Genomic DNA, 21,011 nt, shown 5'->3' with positions numbered 1-21,011 from the left:
TGCGGTCAGTTGTCAGGACAGACCCGGCGTCCCACTACCGTGGAACGCCGGGTCCGAAGAAGGAACTACTGGGGCCAACTGCTTTCGATGGTGTCAACCACTTCGTTGGTCGGCGTGCCATTGATCCATTCGACAATGCCGCTCCAGAAGGAGTTGGCGCCAACGGCGCCCGGCATCAGGTCGGAGCCGTCAAAGCGGAAGACAGTGTCTTCGCTCTGCAGCAACTCGATGGACTGCCGGTCGAGTGCGCTCTGCGCGAGTGACGGATCCAGTGCCTTGTTGGCGCTGATCGCGCCGCCCTGCTCCACGCGGTTGTTCGCGAACTCGCCGCTTGCCATAAAGGTCTGGAAAGCAACCACGGCAGGCTCATCGGAGTAGGCAGCGACAAATTCGCCGCCACCGGTGATCGCGCTGCTGCCTGCCTCGACACCCGGGGTCATGAATGCCCAGACGTCTCCGTCTTCGGCAACCTCGGTTCCTTCAGGCCAGTTGGCGGCCTGGAAGGATGCCTGGTGGTGCATGGCGCATTCGCCGTCGAGTACCGGCTGACCGGCATCAGCGAACGGAGTTGTCAGGATGGAGCGGACGTCTCCGAAACCGCCATTGACGAACTCGTCGTTCTTCAGAATCTCACCGACGGAATCGAAAGCTTCCACGATCTGGGGATCATTGAACGGAATCTCGTGGTTCACCCACTGGTCATATACCTCAGGTCCGGCCTGGCGGAGGACATAATCTTCAACCCAGTCAGTACCCGGCCAGCCTGTGGCTTCACCGGATTCGAAGCCTGCGCACCACGGCTTCATGGTTCCCTCGGCTGCGATGTCCTCAGTGAGGGTCATCATTTCATCGAGGGTGGTAGGGATTTCCCAGCCCTTCTCCTCGAAGGTTGCAGGGTCATACCAAACGTAACCCTTGACGTTGGCCAGCATCGGGGCGGCGTAGAACTCGCCGTCCACGGTGCCGTAGCCCTTCCAGTCCTCGGACCAGTTCTCGTCGACAAGTGCCTCGACGGCATCCGGTGCGGGCAGGACGTTGCCGCTGGCAACCTCGGCTGCAAGCAGACCCGGCTGCGGGAAGATGGCGATGTCCGGCGGGTTCCCGGCCTGTGAACGGACGCCGATCTGGGTTTCAAATTCCTTCGAGCCTTCGTAGACAACCTCGATGCCGGTGCACTCGGCGAAATCGGCCCACGAGTTCTCGAGACTCTCCGCTTCGACGTCGACGATGGTCGAGTAGACACTTACCTCTTCACCATCGAAGGTTCCGTAGTCCTCGTAGTTAGCGCAGTCGGCAGCCGGCTGGTCACCGCCTCCTTCGCCCTCGCTTCCCGATCCACAGGCGGAGAGTGTGAGTGCTAGCACGCTGAGTGCGGCCACTGGCAGCACCGCTTTTTTACCGCGAATAATCGCCATGAAAATGACTCCTTTGTCCGGCAGCTAGGCACTGAATTGGTTACCGCCGCCTTGCCTCTTGATACGATCAAAGTAAGCGCTTACGTTGTGATCTGCAACACCAGGCGCACCCGACCGCCCCGTCGATATCCAATCGTGACCCACCATCCTGCAGAGGAGCCCCCATGACTGCCTCCGATCTTTCAACCCCCGTCCACCCGGTTCAGGACCGGGGAGGCGCCACCTGGTGGGAAGACGCCGTGATCTACCAGATCTACCCCCGTTCCTTCGCGGACGGAAACAACGACGGCATGGGTGACCTGCACGGCATCACCAGCAAGCTCCCCTACCTTCAGAACCTTGGGGTAAACGCCGTCTGGCTTTCGCCGTTCTATGTTTCACCACAGGCGGATGCCGGCTACGACGTCGCTGATTACCGGGATGTGGATCCCCGCTTCGGCACCCTCGCTGACTTCGATGCCATGTTGGCCGACGCCCACGAGCGCGGACTCAAGGTGATCGTTGACCTGGTACCTAATCACACTTCGGACGAGCACGAGTGGTTCCAGGCCGCCCTGCGCTCTCCGAAGGGCTCCAGCGAGCGCAACCGTTATATGTTCCGGGACGGCGGCGGCGAGAACGGCGAGCTGCCCCCGAACAACTGGCAGTCGATCTTCGGCGGCAATGCGTGGACGCGGGTGGAGGACGGCCAGTGGTACCTGCACCTGTTTGACACCAAGCAGCCGGACCTCAACTGGGAGAACCCCGAAGTGCATGAGGAAATGATCTCCGTCCTGCGCTTTTGGCTGGACCGCGGGGTGGACGGCTTTCGCATCGACGTAGCGCACGGCCTCGTCAAAGCGGAGGGACTGCCGGACTGGGCCGGCCGCGAGAGCATGGTGGGCGACGTACACAACCCCGATGCAGCCGAGGAATCAACAGCCACCGAGCCCACGCCGCCGTACTTCGACCAGCCCGGCGTCCATGCGATCTACCGCGACTGGAACCGCGTCCTGGCCGAGTACCCCGGGGACCGGATGCTGGTTGCGGAAGCTTGGGTGGAACCGGCGGAGCGGCTCTTCCACTATGTCCGCCCGGACGAGATGCAGCAGGCCTTCAACTTCGATTTCCTGCGCGCCGGTTGGGATGCCGGGCGCCTGACCGCAAGCATCACCGAATCACTGGCGCAGGCCGGGAATGTCGGTGCGCCCAGCACCTGGGTCCTCTCCAACCACGACACCGTCCGGCACACCACGCGCTTCGGCCTGCAGGACCCGACGCAGCTGCCCAAGGGCGTTGGGCCGCAGGATGAGCAGCCTGACGAGGCGCTGGGACTGCGGCGCGGACGCGCAGCGATTCTCACCATGCTGGCGCTGCCCGGTTCCGCCTACCTCTACCAGGGAGATGAGCTCGGTCTGCCCGAGCACACCCTGCTGGATGACACCGTCCGCCAGGACCCCGCGTTCTTCCGCACGGAGGGCGTGGAGCGCGGCCGCGACGGCTGCCGGGTGCCGCTTCCGTGGAAGGCTGACGCACCGGGCTTCGGCTTCAGCACAACCAACAACAACGACGACGCCGCCCCCTGGCTGCCGCAGCCCGCCGGCTTCGCGGCGTACGCGGCGGACGTCCAGGTTGACCGCCCCGGCTCCGTGCATGAGCTGGTGAAGTCCGCGCTGACCGAACGCTCTTCGCGTGGACTGGGGCGCGGATCGCTGGAGTGGGCGCCGGAGCACCGCCCCGGCGAGGGCGTGATCGCCCTTACCAACGGTTCAGTGCTGGTGGTTGCGAACATGGGCGAGAAGCCCATCGAGCTGCCTGCCGGCGTCGTCGTACTTGCCAGCGCGGAAGATGCCGTATCTGAAACGGGAGGCGGCAAGAAGCTGCAGCCGGACTGCGCGGTGTGGATCGAGCGGTCCTGACGCAGCCGGCGCCGCCTGGGACTACGCCTAGCGCACCCGCTGCCTAGCGCACCCTTTCGGCGCGGGTGAAACGCGAGCGGGCACCGGAGCTGATGCTGATCAGCACCGGTGTCTGCACGCCGAGCACGGCATCCAGGGCAGACACGAGCGCCGAGACCTCCTCCGCTACCACATAGGGAGCTACGCCCTGCCGCGGGAAGACCTTCACCTTCAGTGCAGGCCGGCCACGGAACTCGTAGGTGGATACGGCCGAGTTCACAAGGTCCACCCGCTCACTCAGTGCAGCCTTCAGGGCCTGCTCCGCCACCGCCGCGTTGATGGTGACGCTGCCGGGAACCGGGTGGTCGTCGTCGTCATAGGCAAGCGTGCCTGACCGTCCCTTCCCCTGGTTGGCCACCCACGCGAACATGAGGATGATCAGCAGCACCATCAGCAGGGCTAGAACGATCCAGAGCCAGCTGTCCCGCTGGCCGGGGAGGGTTGTAGCGTCCAAAACGTTGCTGACCCACTGACCGGCCTGCGCAGCCGTTGACTGCCACCAGCGGGCAACGGCGGGGACACCGAGCGCCATGGCGAGCGCTCCGGCGAGCATCAGTCCCAGACCGAAGACTGCGAGCAGGATCCGGTTGATGGTCCGTGGAGTCTGGTTCACTGCCCGATCACCCCAGACTGCGCAATCGCCACCGAGACCTCGGGCACCGGATCGATGGCGGTCCGGCGAAGCTCATCCTCCACGGCCGCCTGGACGGACTCCTGGTTCACGGGGATGCCGGATGTTGGCCGCACCTGCACATCGACCAGCCGGCGGCCGATAGTCACCAGCACCTGCTCCGGAGTCACCCCTGCAGCCACACGCGCGCGGCGCGCCAGCGAGGATGCCAGCACCTCCGCATCAACGACGACTGCGGCGCGCCCATTGGGAATGCTGAGCCGCGCCCGCCTGCCGGGAAGGATCGCAGCAAGGAAAAACAGGAGCCCCACCAGGAAGATCAACACTCCCGCCGCGGCAAGCACTGAGGCGGAGACACCTGCCGGAAGCGCACCCAGCCACCCTGCCGTTGCCTCCGGCCCCAGTAACCAGGGATTTTGGCCAAGCGCCTTCAGAGCGGCCTCAAGCATCACGTACAGGCAGACGAGGATGACCAAGCCGGCAACGATCGTGGCCGGTACCGCCCGGGATGCGTGGGTTTCCCGTCGGATGACGTCCGAGGTCAGGCGGGTGGTCTCATCATTCATTGCGTCCTCCCGCGCTCACTGACACGCGCGCCGGTGACCCTGATGTCGACGCGGCTCAGACGGGACCCGCTCAGCTGGGCGACCCGCTCCAGAATGACCCCCTTGGCTCGATGCACGCGGCCCTCAACGGATCCACCGAACATCTCAACAGCCGCGGGGTCCGCTGCCACCCGGTCCAGGGAAGGCATGGCGATGGGCGTAGCAAGGCTGAGGGCGAGCAGACCGGCGTCGTCAAACCAGCTGGCGCGGACCTCGCGGACGGGAACCCGAAGCACCTCGGCTGCAACGGCGCACGCTGTGCTGGTGAGCGCTTGCGTGCTGATCCGGTTGTGGCCGGCCAGCCGTTGCGGGGCTGCGGCTGCTGCGGTCACGATGATGAGCGGCGTCCGGCCAGGGCATCCCGCACGCTGCGCAGGTCGAGCTTGCCGTCCGCAACCCGGCCGACGAAAGCGCCGATAGTCATGAAGAGTGCCACTAGGAGGAAGCCCCAGAAGTGGAAGATGAGCGCAGCGAAAGCAAGGATGGTGCCAACGAGGATACCGACGACGGTGAGGTTCATAGTGGCTCCTTAGCTCGCCGCGGGGCGGGGCTTCTCAGTGCTCTTGGGATCATTCAGGCCGGGCACGTGTACATCATTGATTTCAACGTTGACTTCAATCACCGTCAGGCCCACGAGCTCACCGACAGCGGCGAATACGGCTGCGCGCACCTGGTCGGCCACCGCAGTGAGCGGGTAGCCGTATTCAGCAACGAGGTTGATGTCAACAGCGGCTTGAATCTCTCCCACCTCCACGTGCACACCCTGCGCCAGGTCGCTGCCACCGACCACATCGCGAAGCGCCCCAAGCGCTCTGCCGGTGCCGCTGCCCAGCGCGTAGACCCCCGGCACCTTGCGGGCGGCGATCGCGGCAACCTTTGCGGCGGCAGTTTCGGAGATGGTTGTCCTGCCGGTTGCGGATTCAGTAACGGGCGCTACGCCCGCCGGCCCTGTTCCCTGCTCGTGCTCCATGCTGGCGCCCTTTCTCTTTCGCCCAGCCTAACCCTTCCGCTGAACCTTTGACACGCGCCGGAAGGGTCAGCGGGAAGGCTCGCTGCAGTGCTCCCTGAGCCACTCCTGGATTGGCTGCAGCGCCTCACGGAACGCGGGTTCGTCAAACTGGCCAGTGCCGTGCGGGCCGCTCTCAGCGGCGTCCGCCGCCCGGACGAAGTGCGGCTTGAGCTCGTCGGGAACCTTGCCGTGCAGGTGATGCAGCTGATCCTCAAGCTTGGCCATGGTCTCGGGATCTTCATCTCCCCTGAAACTGAGCGGGGCCAACAGTACAGAGGAGATTCCGGCGGCAACAACCAGGCAGTCCCCCATGGCTGCTCCGGTGTTGTGCGCGCCCTCCGCGAGCCGAGGATCGGGCGATTGTGACATGGATGGCGAAGACTGCGGTGGTTCGGAAGGGATAGGCGGCATGCTCAGCGTGCTGGTTGCCTCCGGTGGGGCAGCGGCGCACCCGGCCAGGGACAGGGTGAGCGCACCAAAAACGGCCACGGCGAACTTGAGTCTCACGCCTGGCGGTCCTTCCATTGAGGGGTGGTGGCTGATGGAGTGCCGGCTGCCTGCAGACAGGGCTCCACCTCTCTAACGGTCAACGGCGTGAGTCTTCTCCCGCAGCATGGCCACAGCCTGCCAGCCGTTAGACTTCCCCTAGGACGTGCAGGAGGGGGAACCACACCGTGTCCATTGAGGTAGGCAGCCGAAGCGAGACACAGCGGCTTCTCACACTGGAGCGCTATTCCCTTGCGGACGGGTTGTCCGGCCGCGAGGGAACCTATTACGAGGATCTCGACAACCTCGTACTACTGGCCGCTGACGTGTGCCGGGTTCCCTTCGCCGTCATCAACATCATCACCGCCGACCAACAGCACCAGATAGCCGCCCGGGGTATCGAGGCGAGTGTGTGTTCGCGCGAAGACTCAATGTGTGCCCAGGTCTTCCGCTACGGTCACACGGTCATCGTGGAGGATTGCCTGGAGGACCCGCGGTTCCGCGGGAACCCTTTTGTCACCGGTGAGATCGCCGAGGTCCGCTTCTACGCCTCTACTCCGCTCATCACCGCTGAGGGCGATGCGCTGGGAACACTGTGCGTATTCGATGATTCGCCCGGCTCGATCACTCCACAGCAGAGCCGCAGTCTGGAAATCCTGGCCGCCCAGATCATGGACATCCTGAACCTGCAGCTTCGAACACGCGAATTGAGCACCGCGCTGCAGGAGCTGAGACGCAGCAATGAACTCCTCGCGGAATTCGCCGGGCGGGTAAGCCATGATCTGCAGGGTCCGCTGACAAGTATCCGCGGCTTCGCCGAGATGCTTGAGGATGACGCTGCGATTCCCGCCGGCAGCACCAGTCGAAAATACCTCGAGCGCATCGGGGCCAGCGCGGGCAGGATGACGGCGATGATCGACGAGCTCCTTGCGTTTGCCCGCTCCAACGGAGCTCTACGCGTCCAACCGGTCAGTTTGGCGTCAACCGTGAGAGCCGTACAGGACGACCTCGCCGCCGCCATCTCCGCTGCCGGAGCGCACCTTGAGGTGGAGGAATTTGTTGGCCAGGCTGATCCCACCCAGCTACATACGCTGTTACAGAACCTGCTCCAGAACGCCCTGAACTACCGGCATCCGCACAGGTCTCCCAGAGTAAGAATCAGTGCCTGCCAGACCGCCGAAGATAGGTGGTGCCTGAAGTTCGAGGACAATGGCATCGGGATTGCTCCCGAAGACCGGCAGAGGGTGCTCGAACCGCTCGTGCGGCTGGAGAGCAACGCAATCGCCGGTACCGGGCTCGGCCTGGCAACCTGCAATCGGATTGCCCAGTCGCACGGCGGTTTCCTTGAGCTGGCGGAGACCGAGGGCGGCGGCCTGACCATCCTCGCGTGTTTTGGCAGCGGTAGTTAGCAGGAACACCGGCGCCGGCTACGGTGACGCGTTCTCGAAACCTGTCCGCGTCATGGTGCCCCAGACCTGCTTCTTGCCGCGAAGCGCTGCCCACCAGCCCTGAATCCGCCAGATAGCGGTGAGCTGGCGGTACCCGATGTTTTCCTGAACCGATACCAGCAGGGCCACCCAGAGATCTCCCCACCGGTTGTAGCGGTGGAACGACGCTTCCTCGACCAGCAATGCCATCAGCGAGACAAAAATGGCATAGAGGTATGCGACAGCAATGAACGCGAGCGCGTAGGGCACGTTCACCACGCCGAGCAGCAGTCCCAGCGGGACAATGACGAGGCCAAAGAGCTCAATGGCGGGAGCGATGAGCTCAAAGATCCAGTAGTAGGGCAGCGCAATCATGCCCACGGTCCCATAGCGGGGGTTGAACGTCATGCCGCGGTATTTGATCAGGACTTCCCACAGACCGCGGTGCCACCGCCGTCGTTGTCTTGCAAGGACCGCTGCCGTGGAGGGAACTTCGGTCCAGCACACCGGTTCGGCGATGAAGATGACGCGGTACTTCCGCTTGGACCGGCGCATCATCCGGTGCAGCCGCATGACCAGTTCGAAATCCTCGCCAATGCAGTCCGGGTCCAGACCACCCGCCTGGGTCACGAGGTCGCGCCGGAACATTCCGAAGGCCCCGGAAATGAGAATCAGGGAATTCAGCTGGGACCACCCGGCCCGCCCGAGGAGGAAGGAGCGCAGGTATTCCACGATCTGAATGCGGGCGAAGTAGTTCTTCGGCATGTTCACTCTGACCACGCGGCCTGCAACGACCTCGCATCCGTTGGCCACGCGCACCACTCCGCCGGTTGCGATCACGCGCTCGGGGTCATCAGTGAAGGGCTTGGACACCACAAGGAGGGAGTCGGGATCCAGCAGGCTGTCGGCGTCGACCATCACCACGAGGTCCTTGGACGCGACGTTCAGTCCCATGTTCAGCGAATCCGACCGGCCCGAGTTTTCCTTGTCAACAACCACGATGGGCAGCGCGGTATCCCGCGCACGGTAGATGGCGCGGACGGTTCCCCGGACGGGCACCTTGACGGACACTTCCCGCCGGTCTTCGACGAGGTCATAGACGTCGATCAGCGTTTGCAGCGTCTCATCCGAGCTGCCGTCATTGACCACCACGACTTCGTGATCCGGATAGCGCAGGTCGAGCACGGAGCGGACGGACGTTGCGATCACAGCGCCCTCGTTATACGCCGGCATCAGGACGGAGATTCCCGGACTGAGCGGGGATGCGGCGGTGACTCGGGCCCCGGCAAAGGACTGCCGCCGGAGATGCGCGGTGAAATTCACGCTCGCGAAGATGATCAGCAGCAGCAGGAACGAATTGATCACTATGAAATAGGCCAGTACAGGGTACGCCGTGACCTCGAAGAGCAACCGGATTGCCGCTCTCAGCGGCTCAAGCACATTCTCCATCCGTTCCCCCTATGCATCCACGAGGATGCGGCGGACATCCGCATCGGCATGCTCGATGACCCGCCTGCGCACGTCGCGTGCCTCGGCGCCGGGCATCGCCTTGAGAGCTTCTCCTGCTGCCTGCCGGACAGACGACGACGCAGCGCTTGAGCAGGAAATGTCCGCAAGTTCGCTGATGGCAGGCTTGTGGCCGAGCCGTCCCAGTGACCGGGCGCAGGCAGCGATGACGACATCGGACGCACCTTCCCGGCCGCGCTCCGCCACCATGCAGTCGAACAGTGCGTCCGCGGCTTCCGACATGAGCAGCAGGCCCACCACAGCCGCAGAGCCATAGCGGATCCCGGCGTCCCGGTCCCGCAGACCCTCGATATACACTGCGGGATCCTGTTCGGGCAGATTGAGCAACGCCGTGGCGGCAACCGAGTGCGGGATCCCGCTGGTCAGCGAAAGCGCATCGACGAGGTGCCCTCCGGCCTCCGGCCGGGCCGCGACGCCGAGGGCACGCGCCGCCACAAGACGGACCTCGAGGCTCTTGTCCTGAAGGGCGGCCGTCAAGGGGCCGATGACCTCCCTGCCGCCGAGAATGCCGAGCAGTTCAGCCGCAGCAGCCCGCTGAATGGCGCCGCGGGAATGGATTCGGTCAAGGGATCGGCTGAGCAGGCCGCGAGCGGCGAGGACGCGGATCATGGCCCCGCGCACATCACCACGAACTTCGGGGATCATGCGCAGCAGGGTGTTTTCCACGTGCTCCCCGAGGGCGCCCGTTGTCGATGCGAGTTCCGACTCCAACTTCGCCAGCGCCTCATCCTCGGCAACCGCGAGCATCATGATGCGGGTGCGGATTGCCTCGTCATGGACAGCCCTCCGGCGCTCACCGGCGTGGCGTGCCGCCTTGATGAGAACGACGGCGGTCAGAGCCAGCACGCACGCGACAACCAGAACGACGACGGCGACCGCCAGCACATCCCATGAGACCAGCACGGGAGTTAGCGTGCCAGGATGCCGGCAACCCGGGCTGCGAGTTCGCGGGGGCTGAAGGGTTTGACGACGTAGTCAGTGACTCCGGCGGCGAATCCGCTTTCAATGTCGCGTTCCTGGTTCTTGGCGGTCAGGAGGATCACCGGAACGGAGATCGGGGGCTCTGCCGAGCGCATCATCCGGACCATGTCCACGCCGGACATACCGGGCATCATGACGTCGGAAATCACGAGGCTGTACTCATTGTTGATGGCCAGTTCCAGTCCGGCGACCCCGTCACCGGCGGTCTCAACCTCGTAACCGCTTGACTCAAGCTTGGTGGAGACGAGATCGCGGATGTCCGCGTCATCGTCAACAACCAGGATTCTGTGTGGCATTGCCGATCCTCCCCGCAATCCTTGCATCTTGCCCCCTACCCAGACCTAGCCTAATCGACGGCCGGAGACCCTGTTTCGATTCGTCGCTGATGTGCGGAAGGATTGGCTTGGCGGGGAAACTGCAGGGCAAAGCAAAAGCCCCCGGTTTCCCAGGGACTTTCAGTGGTGGCTCCGACCGGCGTCGATCCGGTGACCTTTCGATTTTCAGTCGAACGCTCTACCAACTGAGCTACAGAGCCTTGCAACCATCGTGTGATGATCACCGTCGACGCCCGGATTTCTCCGACCGCCTCAGCGACCCTGACGGGACTTGAACCCGCGACCTCCGCCGTGACAGGGCGGCGCGCTAACCAACTGCGCTACAGGGCCTTGCGATTTTGCAAGAGTTTGATCCTATCAGCACCCAAACGGTGCTTTGAACCACTCCCTTGCGTACCCCCAACGGGATTCGAACCCGTGCCGCCGCCGTGAAAGGGCGGTGTCCTAGGCCGCTAGACGATGGGGGCCAGGACCACACAAGTACTTTACTCCTCGTTGTGGACCTCTAAAACTATAGGGCTTCGATCTGGATTACACAAAACCTCTGAATCGCCGGCCGGACGTCTCGCGGAAGCGGCGGCAGTAGAGTTTCCTCCGTGCCCATCGATATGAGCCGCGAGGACTTCGAATCAGCAGTCGACGACGCAATTGACCAGATCCCGGACAGGCTGGCGAGGGCTATGAACAACGTCGCCATCTTCGTCAAGGAGGAATTTGAGCCCGGACCCGGCGAGGAAGCGGATCCCGACCTGCTCGGCCTCTATGAGGGTACTCCGCTGACGGAGAGGGACTCCTGGTGGGATGCCGGCTCCCTGCCCGACCGCATCAGCATCTTTCGGCAGCCGCTGCTGAGGATGTGCGGGAGCCGCGAGGAACTCGTGGATGAAATCCTCATCACCGTGATCCACGAGGTTGCGCATCACTTCGGGATTGATGACGAACGCCTCCACGAGCTGGGCTGGGGGTAGCCCAACCTGGCTACCGCCGGGGCTTCATACTGGTTATATGGGCGCACACTCTCATGGGCATCCCGTCACCGCGACGGGGAAGCACCGCAAGTCGCTGGTGCTGGTCGTGGCGATCACACTCGCCGTCGTTGTTGTTCAGGTGATCGGCGCTGCGCTGTCCGGGTCCCTGGCCCTGCTCGCTGACGCGGGCCACATGCTTTCCGACGCCGCCGGCGTTTTCATAGCGCTGCTTGCCTCCTGGATAGCAACCCGGCCTGCCACTGTGCGGAGCACCTACGGCTACCAGCGGGCAGAAGTGCTGGCGGCACTGGCCAATGCCGTCATCCTGGTGGTGATCGCGGTGGTCATTGCGATCGAGGCGTTCCGCAGGCTGGGTGAGCCAACAGAGGTGCGCACGGACATCATGCTGATAGCTGCGCTGCTCGGCGGCGCGGCGAACCTCGCCTGCCTGCTGATCCTCCACGGCGGGCATAAGGAAAGCCTCAATCTTCGAGGCGCTTATCTGGAGGTGCTGGGAGACCTACTTGGGTCAATCGCCGTGGTGATTGCCGCCGTCGTCATCGCAGTGACCGGATTCCTGCAGGCTGACGCCATAGCCTCCATCCTCATTGCAGCCATGATTCTGCCGCGCGCATGGAGCCTGCTGAGAGACGTGATCAATGTGCTGCTCGAGTCCGCCCCCAAGGGTGTGGATCCGGCGATGATCCGGGAGCACATCCTGAAAGTGCAGGGGGTTGTCGATGCACACGACATTCACGCGTGGACCATCACCTCCGGCGTTCCAGTCTTTTCGGCCCACGTAGTGGTGGACACCGAAAGCCTGAACGCCGAGGGTGTTGACCGCATGCTCGACCGCCTTACGCACTGCCTCAGCAACCATTTCGATACCGAGCACTGCACCTTTCAACTTGAACCGCTGGAGCATGCCGTGCATGAGAGCCGGCAGCACGCCTGACTCGGGCGCGACACGCCGTGAACGGCCTTGCGTCGGGAATGACACCGCTGTTGTTTAAGATACTGGTGTGACAAATGTTGCTAAAGTGACATTTGGGGCTCTATCCTCGGACAAGTCTGGTTGCCGTCCGAGGATCGAGTTATGCCGCAAACCTTTTCGCAGCGCGGATTTTCCGCGCTCACTGCCATGCTCGTGGGATCGCTGCTCACCTTGGGATTGACGCCGTCGCCAGCCCTTGCAGCATCGGATCTGCCCAGCCCCGCCGACGTTGCCGCTGCGGAGGACAACACAGCTGCGGCGGCGGAACTCGTGACAGAGATCGAAAGCATCCTCGAGAATGCTTCCGCAGAGCTGCAGGGCGCGCAGGTTGAGGCGATGAAGTCGCAGGGCGCCTACATCGATGCACTCGCGGAACTTGATGAGCGGCGGTCGACCGCCCAGCGGCTTTCGGCACTGGCCGGGCAGGCTGAGCAGACCTACCGCACTGCCTCCACGGAGCTCGGTCAACTTGCCGCGGATATCTACCGTGCGGGCGGCATCATGCCGGACAGCAGCCTCCTTTCGTTCGCCCAGGACCCAGGCAGCATCATGTATCAGGCCTCCACTGTCGAAGGCATGGCCGCCTCCCGGTCACGCACCGTCAACCAGGCTGAAACTGCGGCGAAGTCGCTCGAGTCCCTGCAGGCCGACGCACGCAACGCGGAGCAGGCAGCCGCCGACGCAGCAGAGGCCGCGGAAAAGGCCGGGGCCGCCACCGAATCCGCGATGGCGAGCGCCGCGAGCCTGGTGGAGGAGAAGCAGGCCGAACGCGGAACCCTGGTTGCGCAGTTGGCGCAGCTGCGGGACACCACCGCGGCTCTCGAGGAGCAGCGCATCGCCGGCCTTGAACAGGAACGACGCGAGGATGAGCTCGCTCGCATTCTTGCCGCATCAGCCGAGTCGGCTGCCGCAGCGACCGCCTCGCCTCGCTCCGAAGCACCGCTTGCTCCAGCCCCCACACTGGTGCCGCCGGCGCAGGATTCTCCGCAAGCACCCGCGCCGGCACCGGCGCCCCAGCGACCCACCATTCCTGCTCCGGCACCTTCTCCGCGTCCGACGACGCCGGCTCCTGCTCCCGCGCCCGCTCCGGTTCCGCCGCGACCGGCACCCCAGCCTGCACCTGCACCTGCTCCGACGCCGGCACCTCCTCCGCCGGCACCGGCACCCCAACCTGCGCCGGCACCCGCTCCGCCTGTTGTGAATCCCGGCGGAGTGGCGGCAGCCGTCAATTACGCCCGTGCGCGCGTCGGAGCCCCATATTTCTATCAGTGGGGAGGCAACGGTCCGCGGGGTTATGACTGCTCCGGGCTGGTGCAACAGGCCTTCGCCTCAGGAGGCATCTCACTCCCGCGTACAGCGTCCGCGCAGTTCTACGCGGCACAAACCCATGTGCCGCTGTCGCAGGCACAGTTCGGTGACCTTGTCTTTTGGGGCGAGGGCGCCGGCATCTGGCACGTTGCCATCTACGTGGGCAACAACACCGTGGTCAACGCGCTGAACCCGTCACAGGGCATTCTCGAGGTGAATCTCGCGAATATGACCGGGATGGGCGCACTCAACCCGCTCGCTGCGCGGTTCTAGGCGACCATCGGTCCGAAGTTTACGCGGTCCGTCAGGCGAGGATCCTCCCTGTCCGGCACCACAAGAACCGGGCCTTTCGCGTGGTGCAGCACGCCCTGACTGGTGGAGCCGAGCAGCATTCCGGCGAACCCGCCGCGGCCGCGGGTGCCAAGCACAACCAGCTCGGCCGTCCGTGATGCCTCGATCAGCACCTCAACGGGAGGCCCGTCGAGGAGTTCCACTGATATGTCCAGTTGAGGGAAATGGCTCTGCAGCCATGCCTTCCCCGCGTTGAGTTGAACCATGATCTCCGCGTGGAGTGCGTCCCGGTCAACCGGGGTGGGCATCCATGCAAGTGAACCGGTGAAGGGCGGCAGTGAACACACCACCCGTACGGGCAGACCACGGGACTGCGCCTGCTCGGCTGCAATCAGCGAAGCCATGCGCGCCTGCTCGGAGCCGTCAACTCCGACCACAACCACCTTTTCGATCTCTTCCGCGCGCGGGCACGGCTCGCCCTTCGGTTTCGGTGCGGAGACGCCGGCCTCATCGAGCCTCGGGGCACAGTACAGCGGTACAACCACAGTGGGGCACTTTGAGTGCGCCGGCAGTGCGGCGCTCACGGAGCCAAGGAGGCGTCCAACGAAGCCTCCCCTGCCACGCGAACCCACAACCATGAGTTCGGCCTCCTCGGAGAGCTCAAGGAGCACACCTGCGGCGTCACCGCTCTCCACCCGCGGCACAATTTCGATGTCGTGGTGACCGGCTATCTTCCTGATGGACTGATCGAGGACCGCCTGCGCCCCCTCCCGGATTACCGAATCATCCACGGTTGCGTAACCGGCATCCATGCTCGAGGCCGCGAAGACCGGGACGGTATAGGCAGTTACTACATGGAGTGGGCAGTGGCGGCGCTCGGCCTCCTGTGCCGCCCAGACCAGAGCACACATGCTCTGGTCGGAGCCATCAACCCCCACAACCAGTCCGCGCCCCTGGGGATGCCACGGCGCATCCGGCTTATGAGCCTCACTCATGGTCCGCCTCCTCGCGGTTGAACCTCAATTGACACCTTCGCTCAGCCGTCCAGATATTTCTAGCCTACTCTCCAGTAGGAGGACTATTCAGCACCCAAAAAGTTATATAGGCTTCGAGAATCGTTATCGGGCGGATGGTCTCCACAAAGGTTCCCGCCCGCTTTCAGTGCGCTTGGTTGACCCGTTCGCAGCCAAGTGTCCGCACAGCCCGGAAGAGGCGCCGGGCTGTGCGGAATTCTCCTTCCTCCAGGAGGTTTTCATCGATGCTGCCGAAGCCGATCGACCACGTCGCCCCTGATCCTTCCGTGCCCTCAGCCGCAGAGATGACCACCACAGTGGTGATTGGCTCCGGGTTGTCCGGGCTGGCCGTTGCCAGCGAGCTGAGCCGGCGCGGCGTGCAGTCCATCGTGGTCGAGAGCATCGAATGCCTGAACTCCGGACCAAACCGAACCGTAATGACGGACTCGGTGTCGCTGTCCGAACGCACGGAACTCCTGCGGCTGCTGCGCTGCTACGCGTCAAGCCATTCACTGGACATCCGCCAGGAGACGGTTGCTGAGGGACTGTGCATGGTGGGCTACTCCCAGCTTCTTCCGGCTCCGGTACTCGGGTCCAAGAAATGGGCGGTGCAGACGCGGAACGGCGTCCTGCTCGCTGACCACGTGGTCCTGACCAAGTATCCACAGAACCAACTGCGCCGTTTCGTGCAGTCCCTCGGCCTCGCCGTGGGAATCGACATCAAAGCGGCGCTCCGGGCTATCGGTCTCTACCTCATCGGGGTGGGCGAGATGCTGACGCCGACAACGCGGGAAATTGTCCGGCAGGCCAAGGTCATCAGTGACTCAATTGTCTCGCAGGGAGCTCTCGCGGCTCAGGTGATCCAGCCAGTGAAGGCTTCTGTGATGGCCGCCGCTGTTGCCGGATCAACCAGGCGTCCGCCCGCAATCAGCGTCTGAGAAGGTGCCTACGCGGCGTCGTCGTTGTTGCCCTGGGTGAGGCGCCGCCTGGCTCCAAGTGCCAGCACCACAGCGAGCGCAATCAGCACCGCAATCATCAGGATGACTCCCCAGGAAAGGCCGGAGTCTGCCGCCGGCTCCTGGTCAAGCGCGCCGGGGTCAGCTGTTTCGATCGGGCCTGCTGTACCCGCGGACGCCTCAGGCGTCCCCGCAGCCTCAGACGCCTCGGCAGCGGCGCCTGCCGTAGCCGTGAAGTCGAATGTACCTTCAATCGGGTGCGAATCAGAGGACACCACACGCCAGTTCACCGTGTAGGTTCCGGCCGGCGCCCCGGCGCGGATCGCCTGTGTGGCCACGGTGTCAGTGATGGAGACCTCGCCCTCAGCCCAGTCTTCGCCCGCAGCATCAAGCACCTGAACCTGCGAGCCGATGGTCGCAGGAACGTTGGTGAACGTGAGTTCAATCGCCTGAGGCATTGTCTCGAGCGTTGCACCCGGCTCCGGAGTTGAGGAGCTCAGCTCATCATGCGCTGACGCAATCGAGGCTGATCCCAGGATTAACGCGAACGCAACCAGAAGTACGCCGGCCAGGAGCACGACGGTGCGCTGAACGGAACGCGCACCCGGAATGCGCGCCGCGCGCGCTGCAACTACTGCGGAAGGCTTCATGCCTAAAGCCTACGGGAGCGAACTGGCAGGATCCTGAATCCGCCATTGGATAGACTCCTTGAGCGAAACTCTCCCACCAACAGAGGAATACCCGTGCCTGAACTGCGCGCCGCGATGGACCGCTACTTCCAGCTCACCGCCCGCGGATCAACCTACTCGCGTGAAATCAGGGGCGGCATCGCCACGTTCTTCGCGATGAGCTACATAGTGGTGCTCAACCCGCTGATCCTCGCTGGAGCGGACGCAAGCGGAGGCAGCCTCGGGTTTGAACGTGTGGCGGCAGTGACCGCGCTCGTCGCGGGACTGCTGACCATCCTCATGGGCGCCTGGGCCAAGTATCCCTTTGCTCTTGCCACCGGGCTGGGCGTCAACGCCTTTGTGGCCATCACGGTTGCCACCAATCCGGAGCTCACCTGGCCGGACATGATGGGCCTTGTGGTTCTTGCCGGCCTGACCATGCTGGTGCTGGTCCTGACGGGCTTCCGTACAGCCGTCTTCAATGCCGTGCCGGAGAGCCTGAAAACAGCGATCGTCGTCGGTATCGGGCTCTTCATCGCCCTGATCGGACTGGTGAACGCCGGTTTTGTCCGGCGTATCCCAGATGTTGCGGAGACCACCGTGCCGGTCGGGTTGGGATTCGGGGGCGTACTCCTCGGCTGGCCCACCCTGGTGTTCGTATTTGGCCTGATCCTGACCATCGCACTGGTGGTCCGCAAGGTTCGCGGCGGCATCCTGATCGGTGTCATCGCCGCCACCATTCTGGCCGTCATCATCGAAGCCGTGGCGAACGTCGGGCCGAGTGTGGGACCGGACGGCTCCAACCCACAGGGCTGGTCGCTCGTTGTTCCGGAGCTTCCTTCCGGGGCCTGGATCGGCCTCCCCGACCTGAGCCTGGTCGGCAGTGTCAGCGTCTTCGGGGCGTTCGGTAGCCTCGGCGCCACCGCCGCCCTGCTGCTCACCTTCACCATCCTGCTCAGCATCTTCTTCGACGCCATGGGCACCATGGTGGGCCTGGCAAATGAAGCAAAGCTGGTGGACAAGCGGGGCAACATCCCCGGCGTCGACCGCGTTCTCATTGTTGACGCTCTCGGAGCGGTGGCTGGCGGGGCGGGATCAGTCTCTTCCAACCAGATCTACGTCGAATCGGGCGCCGGGATCGGTGAAGGAGCGCGGACCGGCATCGCCAACATCGTGACCGGCCTGCTGTTCCTCGTGGCCATGTTCTTCACGCCGCTGATCTCGCTGGTGCCGTTCGAGGCGGTGGCGCCTGCCCTCGTCGTCGTTGGTTTCATGATGGTATCCCAGGTGGGCCGGATTGACTGGCAGGACTGGGGAATCGCCATTCCCGCGTTCCTGACGTTCACGCTCATGCCGTTCACCTATTCGATTGCCAACGGACTGGGCGCCGGGTTCATCGCGTACGTCCTGGTCCGCACGTTCCAGGGCAGGGCCAAAGAGATCCACCCGCTGATGTGGGCCGTGGCAGGTGCATTCGTGGTGTTCTTCGGGATCGGCCCGATAGAGCAGCTGCTCGGCGTCGCCTGACCCACCCGTTGCTAGTCGGTGAGGACTGCCGCGCCACTGATGAAACGGGTCACCTGCGCATCCCGCCACAGGTGCGCCGGCACTCCACCGCCAAGCAGCTCACGAGCCAGGCCGGGATCCTCCCCAAGTGGACCATCGCTTCCGGCAAGAATCACATTGCCGTAGCGCCGGCCCTTGAGCATCGCGGGGTCCGCAATGATCACGGTATGGGTGAAGGCCGCGGAGATGGTCGCCGCCTCGCGCCGCGCCATCCCCAGGTCCGGGGAATCCCCGCAATTGACGACATAGACCCCGGCCGCATCCAGGACACGCTTGGCGTGCTCAACAAAGTCGACGGTGGTCAGTGGGGCTGGAGTGCGGCTGCCCGCGAAGACGTCCCGGATGATGAGGTCCCGGCTACTCGCGGACAGTGCCTCAGTGACTTCGCGCGCTTCGCCAACACGGATCCGTAGCAGCGGTGCACGCGGCAGGTCGAACCACTCACGCACCAGGCCCGCGAGCGCGCCGTCGAGTTCCACGACCACCTGCCGCGCATCGGGAAAGGTCACGGCAAAACTCCGCGCCAGCGAGCAGGCCCCGCCACCAAGATGCAGGGCGCGGAGCCGGAATGTGGACGGCCACTGGGACGTTACCAGCGAACTGATCCAGCGCATGTACTCGAAGTCGAGCCGGGCAGGATCGGTGAGGTCGATGTGGGAACTCGGCACACCGTTGATGTGAAGCACCCAGCCGTTGGGGTTGAAGCGGTCGTGGACGAGCTCACAAGTGCCGGTGTCGATGGTGTGAATGCCGGGAACCGGACCGCCGTCTGTGCCCGCTGTTTCCCTGCGCTCGCGCTGGCGTCCCATTGATCCTTACGCTTTGCCTGGTGCTGTTCGGCTAGTAAGGACGGACGGTACCCTGGTGGTGCAGGTGTGCGTTGACCTGCCGCACCCTGCCCGGAATGGTGAACAGGTCAATGACCATCATGATCCACAGCGGGATCAGGAACAGGAACCCGAGAACAAACCACGCCGTGGCGTAGCCAATGAGACCCAGGCCCAGGTAGAGGAAGCCCATCCGGTTCTGGCGCAGGTAGAACTTGTGGGCGCCGAAGTTTCCGAGCAGGAACCAGAGCGGGTAGGCGAGCCAGCTTTCCTTCGCGGCGTAGACCACCACGTGTTGAGAAGGCTGGTTGCCGTAGTAGTTGGACACGTCATTCCCCTGTCAGTTGTGAACCTGGTGCCGAAGCGCTGATGCGCGGCGGCTCGACGGCGCAGGCAGCGCGCACCATCCGAATCTCATGAAGGCCGTTCCACCGTTCGGAGAGTTGTTCCCGCTCTCCGTCCGGAGCGAAGCCGAGCTTGCGGTAGAAAGCGATGGCGCGTTCGTTGCCCTCCAGGACCCAGACGCACGCGGCGGCACCGCCGATAGCGGCATCGGCGAGTGCCCGGCCCAGACCGGTGCCGTAATACTCCTCCAGCACGTACAGCATAAAGAGTTCGACGGCGGCAGGAGGGTTATCACCCCGCGCCTCACCGCCTGCTGCAATACCGACGATCGCGCCATCGTCGTTGACCGCTACCAGCGGTACGCTGCCGCTCTCATCGAATCCCTGTCTCCATGCTTCGGCGATGGCCTCGATGCCGTCATCCAGGCCATCGAGGACTTCTTCGCGCACCTTCCCCCGGTAGGCCTGGCGCCAGCCCTGGTTCTTCATGCGCAGCGCAGCTTCGGTCTCGTCGATGCGGAGCGGACGGATGGTGGCCATGCCGTTCATGCTATCGGGAACGACGACGGTCACTCGCCTGTAGCGGTTGTAGTTGCGTCCTAGTTGACGATGGCGACCGCAAACCCATCCCAGTCCTTGGACCCAACTGTCTGCAGGGCAGTCGCATCAAGGCGCGGGTGGCTAGCGAGTAGTTCCAGCGCCCTGCGGGTGCCCTGGATGTCTTCGTCGCCGTTCTTTTCCAGCACGCTGCCCCCGCGCACAACGTTATCGAGCACAATGACGGATCCCGGACGGGACAGCTTCACCGCCCACTCCAGATAGTTGGGGTTGTTCGCCTTGTCCGCGTCGATGAAGAAGAGGTCATAGGGCCCTGCCAGCGTGGGAAGCGTCTCCAGTGCCGCTCCCACGTGGACAGTTACCTTGTGCCCGACGCCGGCCGCCTCCAGATTGCGCCTGGCCACCTCCGCATGGGCCGGCTCATATTCGCAGGTGTCAATGGTTCCGCTCTCGGGAAGACCCCGTGCCAGCCAGATGGTGCTGAAGCCGCCCAGCGTACCGATCTCCAGGACCCGCTTCGCCTGATGGATACGGGCAAGGAGCATCAGGAACTTGCCTTGCCCGGCAGTCACTTCAATGGCAGGCATACCTGCGTTGCGGGTGATTTCAACGGCCGCAAGGAGAGCGGCGTCCGGTTGGACCACCGTGCGGTTCAGGTAGCTGTCAACCTCTGCCCAATTCCTCATGAGTGGCCCTGGTACTCGTCCATCTCATCGATCGCGCGCTCGAGGCGCTCCACTTTCCCGGTGAGCTCGCCCGTGTAGCCGGGACGGATGTCCGCCTTGAGCACCAGGGAGACGCGGGTGCCGTACTTGGCCACTGCCTCCGTAGCGCGTTTGACCACGTCCATGACCTCGTCCCACTCACCCTCGATCTCGGTGAACATGGAACTGGTGGAGTTCGGCAGGCCGGAGTCACGCACGATCTTCACGGCTTCGGCTACCGCGGCGTGAACCGAACCGTCCCCGTTTTCGCTGGTGTCCTGACGTGCGTCGCTGGGCCGGCCGGAAGGTGCAACTGAGAAGGCTACGAGCATGGGAAACAGTCTGTCAGGTTTGGCCCCACCGGTCACCCGTTCCGTACGTCGAGGGTGAACCGGCAGTCCGGAGGGTGACGCAGGCAGCAGGCGCCGGGCAGTGACTATGCACCGTCGATCGTGCAGGAT

General features: G+C 64.0%; 24 protein-coding genes and 3 tRNA genes. 7 read left to right on the top strand and 20 right to left on the bottom strand.

Features of this window, described 5'->3' with window-relative positions; all coding sequences use genetic code 11:
- Positions 1 to 65: 65 nt before the first annotated feature.
- Positions 66 to 1,415, bottom strand: coding sequence for an ABC transporter substrate-binding protein (locus ASH00_RS05890; RefSeq protein WP_056545885.1), 1,350 nt, complete (start codon positions 1,413 to 1,415; stop codon positions 66 to 68).
- A 164-nt stretch (positions 1,416 to 1,579) separates the two neighbouring features.
- Between ASH00_RS05890 and ASH00_RS05885 the strand changes: the two genes are divergently transcribed.
- Positions 1,580 to 3,313: a glycoside hydrolase family 13 protein gene (locus ASH00_RS05885; protein ID WP_056545883.1), complete on the top strand. Its 1,734-nt coding sequence runs from the start codon at positions 1,580 to 1,582 to the stop codon at positions 3,311 to 3,313.
- 43 nt (positions 3,314 to 3,356) lie between these two features.
- Here the strand turns inward: ASH00_RS05885 and ASH00_RS05880 are convergent, their stop codons facing one another.
- The 6 genes from ASH00_RS05880 to ASH00_RS05855 all read right to left on the bottom strand — a co-directional run bounded on the left by ASH00_RS05880 (position 3,357) and on the right by ASH00_RS05855 (position 6,104).
- The gene (locus ASH00_RS05880; protein ID WP_056545881.1) at positions 3,357 to 3,965 is read right to left on the bottom strand and encodes a hypothetical protein; all 609 of its coding nucleotides are present in this window, start codon (positions 3,963 to 3,965) and stop codon (positions 3,357 to 3,359) included.
- On the bottom strand, positions 3,962 to 4,549 hold the full coding sequence (locus ASH00_RS05875) for a DUF6286 domain-containing protein (protein ID WP_056545878.1): 588 nt from the start codon (positions 4,547 to 4,549) through the stop codon (positions 3,962 to 3,964). The genes ASH00_RS05880 and ASH00_RS05875 overlap by 4 nt, the downstream gene beginning before the upstream one ends.
- A complete protein-coding gene (locus ASH00_RS05870) occupies positions 4,546 to 4,926 on the bottom strand; it encodes a hypothetical protein (RefSeq protein ID WP_056545876.1) in 381 nt (126 codons plus the stop codon). The genes ASH00_RS05875 and ASH00_RS05870 overlap by 4 nt, the downstream gene beginning before the upstream one ends.
- Positions 4,917 to 5,108 (bottom strand): DUF2273 domain-containing protein, encoded by a 192-nt coding sequence (locus tag ASH00_RS05865; protein ID WP_056545872.1) that lies wholly within the window; start codon positions 5,106 to 5,108, stop codon positions 4,917 to 4,919. The genes ASH00_RS05870 and ASH00_RS05865 overlap by 10 nt, the downstream gene beginning before the upstream one ends.
- A 9-nt stretch (positions 5,109 to 5,117) precedes the next feature.
- Positions 5,118 to 5,558: an Asp23/Gls24 family envelope stress response protein gene (locus ASH00_RS05860; RefSeq protein ID WP_056545870.1), complete on the bottom strand. Its 441-nt coding sequence runs from the start codon at positions 5,556 to 5,558 to the stop codon at positions 5,118 to 5,120.
- 66 nt (positions 5,559 to 5,624) lie between these two features.
- A complete protein-coding gene (locus tag ASH00_RS05855; protein WP_056545868.1) occupies positions 5,625 to 6,104 on the bottom strand; it encodes a hypothetical protein in 480 nt (159 codons plus the stop codon).
- Positions 6,105 to 6,271: 167 nt separating this feature from the next.
- Here ASH00_RS05855 and ASH00_RS05850 point away from each other — a divergent pair, with 167 nt between their 5' ends.
- Positions 6,272 to 7,492, top strand: a complete 1,221-nt coding sequence (locus ASH00_RS05850) for a sensor histidine kinase (protein ID WP_056545866.1) — start codon at positions 6,272 to 6,274, stop codon at positions 7,490 to 7,492.
- 18 nt (positions 7,493 to 7,510) lie between these two features.
- On the opposite strand, the gene ASH00_RS05845 is transcribed toward ASH00_RS05850, so the two are convergent.
- From ASH00_RS05845 to ASH00_RS05820, 6 genes are all read right to left on the bottom strand, one after another.
- Positions 7,511 to 8,959, bottom strand: a complete 1,449-nt coding sequence (locus tag ASH00_RS05845) for a glycosyltransferase family 2 protein (RefSeq protein WP_056545863.1) — start codon at positions 8,957 to 8,959, stop codon at positions 7,511 to 7,513.
- Between the two features lie 9 nt (positions 8,960 to 8,968).
- Entirely contained in the window at positions 8,969 to 9,940 is a 972-nt protein-coding gene (locus tag ASH00_RS05840) for a HEAT repeat domain-containing protein (RefSeq protein ID WP_056545861.1), read from the bottom strand.
- A 5-nt stretch (positions 9,941 to 9,945) separates the two neighbouring features.
- The gene (locus ASH00_RS05835) at positions 9,946 to 10,314 is read right to left on the bottom strand and encodes a response regulator transcription factor (RefSeq protein WP_056545859.1); all 369 of its coding nucleotides are present in this window, start codon (positions 10,312 to 10,314) and stop codon (positions 9,946 to 9,948) included.
- A gap of 163 nt (positions 10,315 to 10,477) precedes the next feature.
- Positions 10,478 to 10,553 (bottom strand) — tRNA-Phe (locus tag ASH00_RS05830).
- A gap of 56 nt (positions 10,554 to 10,609) precedes the next feature.
- A tRNA-Asp gene (locus ASH00_RS05825) sits at positions 10,610 to 10,683 on the bottom strand.
- 64 nt (positions 10,684 to 10,747) lie between these two features.
- Positions 10,748 to 10,820 (bottom strand) — tRNA-Glu (locus ASH00_RS05820).
- Between the two features lie 141 nt (positions 10,821 to 10,961).
- On the opposite strand from ASH00_RS05820, the gene ASH00_RS05815 reads away from it, so the two are divergent.
- The 3 genes from ASH00_RS05815 (at position 10,962) to ASH00_RS05805 (ending at position 13,896) form a co-directional block, all read left to right on the top strand.
- Entirely contained in the window at positions 10,962 to 11,321 is a 360-nt protein-coding gene (locus ASH00_RS05815) for a metallopeptidase family protein (protein WP_056546742.1), read from the top strand.
- Positions 11,322 to 11,358: 37 nt separating this feature from the next.
- A complete protein-coding gene (locus ASH00_RS05810; protein ID WP_056545857.1) occupies positions 11,359 to 12,276 on the top strand; it encodes a cation diffusion facilitator family transporter in 918 nt (305 codons plus the stop codon).
- A gap of 141 nt (positions 12,277 to 12,417) precedes the next feature.
- Complete coding sequence (locus ASH00_RS05805) at positions 12,418 to 13,896, top strand: C40 family peptidase (RefSeq protein ID WP_056545855.1); 1,479 nt, start codon at positions 12,418 to 12,420, stop codon at positions 13,894 to 13,896.
- Here the strand turns inward: ASH00_RS05805 and ASH00_RS05800 are convergent.
- Positions 13,893 to 14,909, bottom strand: coding sequence for a universal stress protein (locus tag ASH00_RS05800; protein WP_056545853.1), 1,017 nt, complete (start codon positions 14,907 to 14,909; stop codon positions 13,893 to 13,895). The genes ASH00_RS05805 and ASH00_RS05800 overlap by 4 nt on opposite strands.
- Before the next feature lie 263 nt (positions 14,910 to 15,172).
- Here ASH00_RS05800 and ASH00_RS05795 point away from each other — a divergent pair, with 263 nt between their 5' ends.
- Positions 15,173 to 15,865: an FAD-dependent monooxygenase gene (locus tag ASH00_RS05795; RefSeq protein WP_056545851.1), complete on the top strand. Its 693-nt coding sequence runs from the start codon at positions 15,173 to 15,175 to the stop codon at positions 15,863 to 15,865.
- Positions 15,866 to 15,873: 8 nt separating this feature from the next.
- Here ASH00_RS05795 and ASH00_RS05790 read toward each other — a convergent pair whose 3' ends face one another.
- Positions 15,874 to 16,533 (bottom strand): copper resistance CopC family protein, encoded by a 660-nt coding sequence (locus ASH00_RS05790; protein WP_082565905.1) that lies wholly within the window; start codon positions 16,531 to 16,533, stop codon positions 15,874 to 15,876.
- Positions 16,534 to 16,647: 114 nt separating this feature from the next.
- Between ASH00_RS05790 and ASH00_RS05785 the strand changes: the two genes are divergently transcribed.
- Positions 16,648 to 18,078, top strand: coding sequence for an NCS2 family permease (locus ASH00_RS05785; RefSeq protein ID WP_442854344.1), 1,431 nt, complete (start codon positions 16,648 to 16,650; stop codon positions 18,076 to 18,078).
- Between the two features lie 11 nt (positions 18,079 to 18,089).
- Here the strand turns inward: ASH00_RS05785 and ASH00_RS05780 are convergent, their stop codons facing one another.
- Genes ASH00_RS05780 through ASH00_RS05760 form a run of 5 tightly spaced genes read right to left on the bottom strand, consistent with a single transcriptional unit; the run spans position 18,090 to position 20,882 of the window.
- Positions 18,090 to 18,926 carry a spermidine synthase gene (locus tag ASH00_RS05780; RefSeq protein ID WP_056545847.1) on the bottom strand — a complete coding sequence of 279 codons (837 nt, stop codon included), beginning with the start codon at positions 18,924 to 18,926 and terminating at the stop codon, positions 18,090 to 18,092.
- A gap of 31 nt (positions 18,927 to 18,957) precedes the next feature.
- A complete protein-coding gene (locus tag ASH00_RS05775) occupies positions 18,958 to 19,272 on the bottom strand; it encodes an NINE protein (RefSeq protein ID WP_235563164.1) in 315 nt (104 codons plus the stop codon).
- Position 19,273: 1 nt separating this feature from the next.
- Entirely contained in the window at positions 19,274 to 19,828 is a 555-nt protein-coding gene (locus ASH00_RS05770) for a GNAT family N-acetyltransferase (protein ID WP_056545845.1), read from the bottom strand.
- 59 nt (positions 19,829 to 19,887) lie between these two features.
- Positions 19,888 to 20,532: an O-methyltransferase gene (locus ASH00_RS05765; RefSeq protein ID WP_056545843.1), complete on the bottom strand. Its 645-nt coding sequence runs from the start codon at positions 20,530 to 20,532 to the stop codon at positions 19,888 to 19,890.
- A complete protein-coding gene (locus ASH00_RS05760; protein WP_056546730.1) occupies positions 20,529 to 20,882 on the bottom strand; it encodes a thiamine-binding protein in 354 nt (117 codons plus the stop codon). The genes ASH00_RS05765 and ASH00_RS05760 overlap by 4 nt, the downstream gene beginning before the upstream one ends.
- Between the last annotated feature and the right edge of the window lie 129 nt (positions 20,883 to 21,011).

The organism is Arthrobacter sp. Soil782 (assembly GCF_001428435.1).
GTDB lineage: Bacteria > Actinomycetota > Actinomycetes > Actinomycetales > Micrococcaceae > Arthrobacter_D > Arthrobacter_D parietis.
Note: the sequence above shows the minus strand (reverse complement) of the source record. Positions and strands in the feature narration are given on the sequence as shown.